This window comes from Parabacteroides sp. CAG:2 (assembly GCF_000436315.1).
GTDB classification, from domain to species: domain Bacteria; phylum Bacteroidota; class Bacteroidia; order Bacteroidales; family Tannerellaceae; genus Parabacteroides; species Parabacteroides distasonis.
In genome coordinates, this window is record NZ_FR885302.1 from 1 (window position 1) to 5,290 (window position 5,290).

Annotated in this window: 5 protein-coding genes and 1 pseudogene; all 6 read left to right on the plus strand. The window is 55.4% G+C overall.

Going from position 1 to position 5,290, the window contains the following annotated elements; translation table 11 throughout:
* Window positions 1-1,022, plus strand: a pseudogene (locus QVP94_RS10725) (phage tail tape measure protein); the annotation flags it as partial.
* Window positions 1,022-1,444: a hypothetical protein gene (locus QVP94_RS10730; protein ID WP_022192583.1), complete on the plus strand. Its 423-nt coding sequence runs from the start codon at window positions 1,022-1,024 to the stop codon at window positions 1,442-1,444. The pseudogene QVP94_RS10725 and the gene QVP94_RS10730, both read left to right, overlap by 1 nt.
* Window positions 1,441-2,370, plus strand: a complete 930-nt coding sequence (locus tag QVP94_RS10735) for a hypothetical protein (RefSeq protein WP_022192584.1) — start codon at window positions 1,441-1,443, stop codon at window positions 2,368-2,370. The genes QVP94_RS10730 and QVP94_RS10735 overlap by 4 nt, the downstream gene beginning before the upstream one ends.
* Window positions 2,360-3,097: a hypothetical protein gene (locus tag QVP94_RS10740; RefSeq protein ID WP_022192585.1), complete on the plus strand. Its 738-nt coding sequence runs from the start codon at window positions 2,360-2,362 to the stop codon at window positions 3,095-3,097. The genes QVP94_RS10735 and QVP94_RS10740 overlap by 11 nt, the downstream gene beginning before the upstream one ends.
* A 25-nt stretch (window positions 3,098-3,122) precedes the next feature.
* Window positions 3,123-3,884 (plus strand): hypothetical protein, encoded by a 762-nt coding sequence (locus QVP94_RS10745; protein WP_022192586.1) that lies wholly within the window; start codon window positions 3,123-3,125, stop codon window positions 3,882-3,884.
* Between the two features lie 27 nt (window positions 3,885-3,911).
* Window positions 3,912-5,290: hypothetical protein (locus QVP94_RS10750; RefSeq protein WP_288213249.1), on the plus strand; the 1,379-nt coding region annotated here is incomplete at its 3' end.

Here is a 5,290-nt window from a genome sequence, read left to right on the forward strand (position 1 = left end):
GTGCCGCTATCGGGGTGGTCACATCCCTTGCCTCCTCTATCGCCAAGATCCATGACAAGAAGAACGAGAGTCGTATCCAGCGTTTGCAGGATCAGATCGACACGTTGGACAAGTCGTACGATAAGCTGGGCAGGTCCATCGAGAAAGCCTATTCCAAGGATGCCTCCAAGCTTATCGACCAGCAGAATAAGCTATTGGAACAGCAAAAAGTGCTTATCCAAAACCAGATCAAGGAGGAGGAGGACAAGAAGAAAACCGACAATGACCGCATCAAGGAGTGGCGGGACCAGATAGACGAGATCAATAACACCATAGCGGATAATAAGGAGGCCGGCAAGGACGCCATTTTCGGTAGTGACATAAAATCTGCGATCGACGATTTCGCCAACGCTTACGCCGATGCGTGGGCCGCCGGGGAGGACAAGGCGCGATCGGCCAAGGATCTCGTGAGGAAGATGATAAGGAACATGGTCACGGAGTCGATCAAGGCCGCCGCATCCGATCCCATGAAAGAGATCCGGGAGAAGCTGCTCGAGTTCTGGTCCGACGATTATATCAGCGACTGGGAACAGGATTATCTGGATCGGAAGGCGCAGGAGCTGGCCGACGACCTCGACCGTAAGTTTGGTTGGGCCGACAAATATTTCAATACCGGTAACGCGGTAGAGAAGGACGACGGGCGTACGGCCTCGTCCAAAGGTGTTGGTTCCATCTCCCAGGACTCCGCGGATGTTATAGACGGTAAGATGTCGACCCAACTTATATTTTTAGATAGGACGTTGGTGCAAGTGACGGGTATAGCCGACCAGATGCGCTTCATCTACGACCTCCAGACAAGGGGCTGGAAGAACGTGGAGGCGATCAAGGACCTGTCCGGGAAGGTGTCGGAGAACACGGCCAAGGTAGCGGAGATCTCCGGACGTATAGAGGCCCTATCCGAGAAGATAGAGGCCAATACCAAGTCGGCGGCCTCCGGTATAAAGACTATTAACGACAAGGGGATATTAATGAGATCAAGATAATGATGGAGACGGTTAACGACATAATCAAATCGGCCCTCTCGCTCGGGGCATGCAGTGGTTCTAACGGGGTGACGGACTGGAGAAGCCTCGTGTGGCTGTTCTTCAGCCCGCAGGGGCGTGAGTTTTGCGCGGAGAATGATTTCCCGTCGTTAGACATGTTCCGTGGCATGGCCGGTCACGTGATGCCCTACGGGGTGTACGTTGACTCCGGCCACGTGTACGTAACCAATCCCGGCAATATCGCCGTGATAGGTGATACGGATGCGGTGATAACGATAGACGATAACGAGCGTGTTCACAAGGTGATCCTCATGCACGGCGGCAAGGCTAGGGTCGTGGCGAGCGACTACGCCGTGATCCTGCTGGTGAATATCGGGGGAGAGGTTGAGATAAACAAGGATAATACCGTGGTGATCTTATGAGGGGTGAGTTATACATAGACGGCAAGGACGCCTACACCGATTTCGGCGTATGGATCACGGAGGGAGGTTACGACGGCCTTCTCCCGTTCCCCGAGCTGGTGGAACCGGACAGGAACGACTGGCCGGACGAGGACGGCATAGAGCCGGACTTGGAAAAGCCCACCTTGAAACCACGGGAGCTCAACATCACGTTCGTCCGCAGCGTGGACGGAAGATCCGCCGGCGCTCTCGTCGAGCACCTATCGAAGTCCGGGTATCACCTCTTCCGTATCCCCTCGCTGGGCAGGGAGTGGAGCTTGCGACTCATCCAGAGCCCGGCGTATGAGGATTGGGACACGTTGGAGGCCTTCACGTTACGGTTCGCCGAGGATCAGCCCGTAAGACCCTTGTCCGTGGTGATCCCGGAGGGTAGAGCGTATGTTCCTCCATCCGAGTACGAGCTGGACGGCGTACCCTTGGATCGATACGGCGTGATGGTGACGGAGGGCCGGGACGAGATCATGAGATCCCCGACCGTGAAGACTAACCTGTCCCGTACGGTACTGGACGTTGACGGTAGGATCTACGATGCCGGCAAGGTGGTGTATAATAGCAAGGAGGTCACTCTTGAATGCTGTCTCATCGCCGGCTCAATGACGACATTCTGGAGTTGTTACGACGCTCTGTTGGATGCCTTGATCCAGCCGGGCGAGCGTTCGCTGTACGTGGATTACAACGTGGAGGAATACCCCTGCTACTACAAGAGGACGTCCGGCTGGAAGCTTGAGAGCCTCCGGGGGCGTATGGTGGTGACATTCAACCTCACGCTGGAGTTCACGGTGTTCCGGATGGATGGTATCGATTACCTGCTGGCTACCGAGGTCGGGGAACTGGTGGTCACGGAGGACGGGGAGTATTACATAGACTTGAACATATATGCCGATTAAGAAAAAGAAAATATCAGAACTCACGCTGGCTGACAGCCTTACCGGTCTGTACACGATCGGTTGCAAGATCATAGACGGCATACAAACCAGCGTGAAGGTGAGCCTCGGGACTATCCAGACGGCTTACGAGAACATGCTTACGGAGATCTCCAACACCCGTGCCGCTACCAAGGCGGCCAATACGGCGGCCTCCAATGCCAACACCGCCAAGCTGAACGCCGAGGCGGCCACGTCAAAGGCTAATACGGCCACGGCGAACGCCATCACCGCGACAGGGAACGCCAATACCGCAACCGGTAAGGCTAATACCGCGGCTGATTTAGCCAATAAAGCTGCGGCTAACGCTAATGCCGCTCACGATGGGTTAGAGAAGATCAAGGAAGATACCGAGATCGCAACTAAAAACGCAAATGACGCGGCGAAATTGGCGAATGAGAAAGCTTCTTACGCCAACACGCAGGGTAACTTCGCCAAGACACAGGGTGACCGTGCGCAGGAGCTGGCCGACCACCCATGGAAGGTTGGCGATAACGGCAACTGGTGGAAATGGGATCTGGATGGGGACAGGTATGTCGATACGGGCATCCTCGCGAAGGGAGGCGTTTTATACCCGACCTTCACGATCAACCCCGCCGACATGACGCTGGTGATGTCCTACGAGGACGAGGTGTCACCAAACCTTGTCAAGCTCAACCAAGAGACCGGTGAGCTGTATTTGAACGTATGACCAAAAAAAGGAAGGAGGAATAATAATGAGTCAGATAGTATTGGGGAAGGTGGCGTTCGTCGATAAGGGCGTTTATGCCACGGCGAGTACGTACAACACCTTCGATTTCGTCGTCACGGATGATAGCTGCTACCTCTGTGTCAAGGACGGAAACAAGAACCACCCCTTGACCGATACGGCTTGGTGGAAATGTATCGCCCGTGGTACGCAGGCAACGGAAGCGGCCAAGACCGCCCTTGCGGAGGCGAATAAGGCTATCGAGGCCACGAGGAACGCTATCTCTGCTGCGGGTTTGGCTAACGCTAAAGCGTTGGAGGCTGGGAAACAGGCTGATTTGGCCGGTCGAGCATCTGATGAGGCTTTGGCTGCCGCTGTCGAGGCTGAGGCGATGATTTCCGAGGGCAATGCGCAGATCGCTTCCATGAAAGCGGCCGAGCAATCGTTGATGAGTCAAGCGCTTCTTGCCCCTACCCGTATGGAGCTGAAATATGTCAAGAGGATAACGTTAGGGAATGCCGTCGCCCAGAAGATAGCCGTGAGTCTTTTTCCAGCTTATGTATTACCTAATGTGATATTTCAACAGGCGTTTTATTCCGGTGATGCGTTGTACGTGGACCCACGTGGAAACTTGACTGTCCGTAAGACCGGCACGGCCACGATCCACGTTATCCCGTCGCATAACACCTCGTTGTCCCAAACGATAGTCATTGAGGTTACTGCCCCGGTCATTCGTAAGGCCGGTAGCGTGATGAGATTTTTATCCGGTAGCCGGATACGAAAGGTATAATTGTCTAACATTTTAATATACAGAATCATGTCATTAACAACAGCAGAGGAGGAGAAGGTACGCGCTATCATCACGGCCTTCGATAACGGCAAGACGATCGACCAGCTGCCCTTGGCCGACACGAGCCAGCCCTCCAAGTATTTGATCGAGGGAGTGTCCAAGGAAACGGGCGAGTCGGTTAAGATCCCTTTCGCCGACGCGGTATCGATCGTGAATAAGCACGTCGCTATCCGTCGCTGGAAACGTGGTCAGGGCACGCCAGTCGGCGAGGCTTACGGTAATATCGATTTCCTGCGGGATCTTCCCTCCGTGATCGGTCTGGGCTGCTACCTCGTGTCCGTTGACCGTAGCCGGCGTAAGCTTGACCCGACGAACCACCGTCGTTTCGCCGACGGCAGTCCCGCTGCCTTGGACGGCACGATGGGCGATTACCTGTGGTGCTGGAACGCCCACTACTACTCTTGGTGGGTTGACTCCACCTATTATTACGAGGCTGTCAGCCCGACCCCGATCGAGGGTCATTTGAACTATTACATCCCGGCCGGGGGTACGTCGGCCTTGGGAGCCGGCGTCATGGACCGTACGAGCGGCACGTTGGTCTCCGTCGTCAGTGACGATCCCCGTTATCGTGGCGGGAACAACGACGCGACGAGGGACGGGAAGCACAACACGCAGCTAGGCATGGTTGCCACGAACATGAACGCCGCGGCTTTCGGCACGGCCGCCCGCAAGAAGGGTGAGGGCTGGGAATCCGGCTGGTTCGTCGCGAACAGCGTCGTCGGTTATCTCTACCGCCTTATCATGGGTACCCGTGATTGCCAGTCCGCGTTGAACCCGGTAAAGGACTCCAATGGCCTATATCAGGGCGGTACCGGTAAGGGAGTTACGGAATGGTCTTGGGATCCTTGGTCGAGCCATAACGGTGGTTATCCGATTATTCCGACGAGCGTAGGGATCGAGTTGGGGGACTCGGTCGGCGTGAGCGACTACGCCGTGAAGGGCTCGGACGGTGGTACCGTCCACCAAGCGCACGTCCCTTGCTTCCTCGGCTTGAAGAACTTCTACGGACATATCGGTCTGATCGAGCGTGGCTCCTTGATAAACAAGCTGTCCGACGGTAGCGGAGATTATTATGTCGCCCCGTCCCTTTACTCGGCTTTCAACATCAACTCGATCGAGGGTCTGATAAAGGCCGCGAGGGTTCCTAAGAACGATCCCAGTGGCTGGAAATATATCACTGAGCTCAGTATGCAGAACCTATGCTCCGCCCCGACTGTCGCCTCCGGCAGCTCCAGTACCTATTATTGCGACGGTTGGTATAACGACAACGCTATTTCCGGCCTTCGCTGTCCGTTCCGTCGTGGTAATGCGAGCAGCGGTGCTTATGCCGGCTTAGCGTACCTCAA

Excerpts from the sequence above, each read along its gene's own strand:
- QVP94_RS10735 (WP_022192584.1), top strand. The coding sequence starts at position 1,441 with ATGAGGGGTGAGTTATACATAGACGGCAAGGACGCCTACACCGATTTC.
- QVP94_RS10740 (WP_022192585.1), top strand. The coding sequence starts at position 2,360 with ATGCCGATTAAGAAAAAGAAAATATCAGAACTCACGCTGGCTGACAGC.
- QVP94_RS10745 (WP_022192586.1), top strand. The coding sequence starts at position 3,123 with ATGAGTCAGATAGTATTGGGGAAGGTGGCGTTCGTCGATAAGGGCGTT.
- QVP94_RS10730 (WP_022192583.1), top strand. The coding sequence starts at position 1,022 with ATGATGGAGACGGTTAACGACATAATCAAATCGGCCCTCTCGCTCGGG.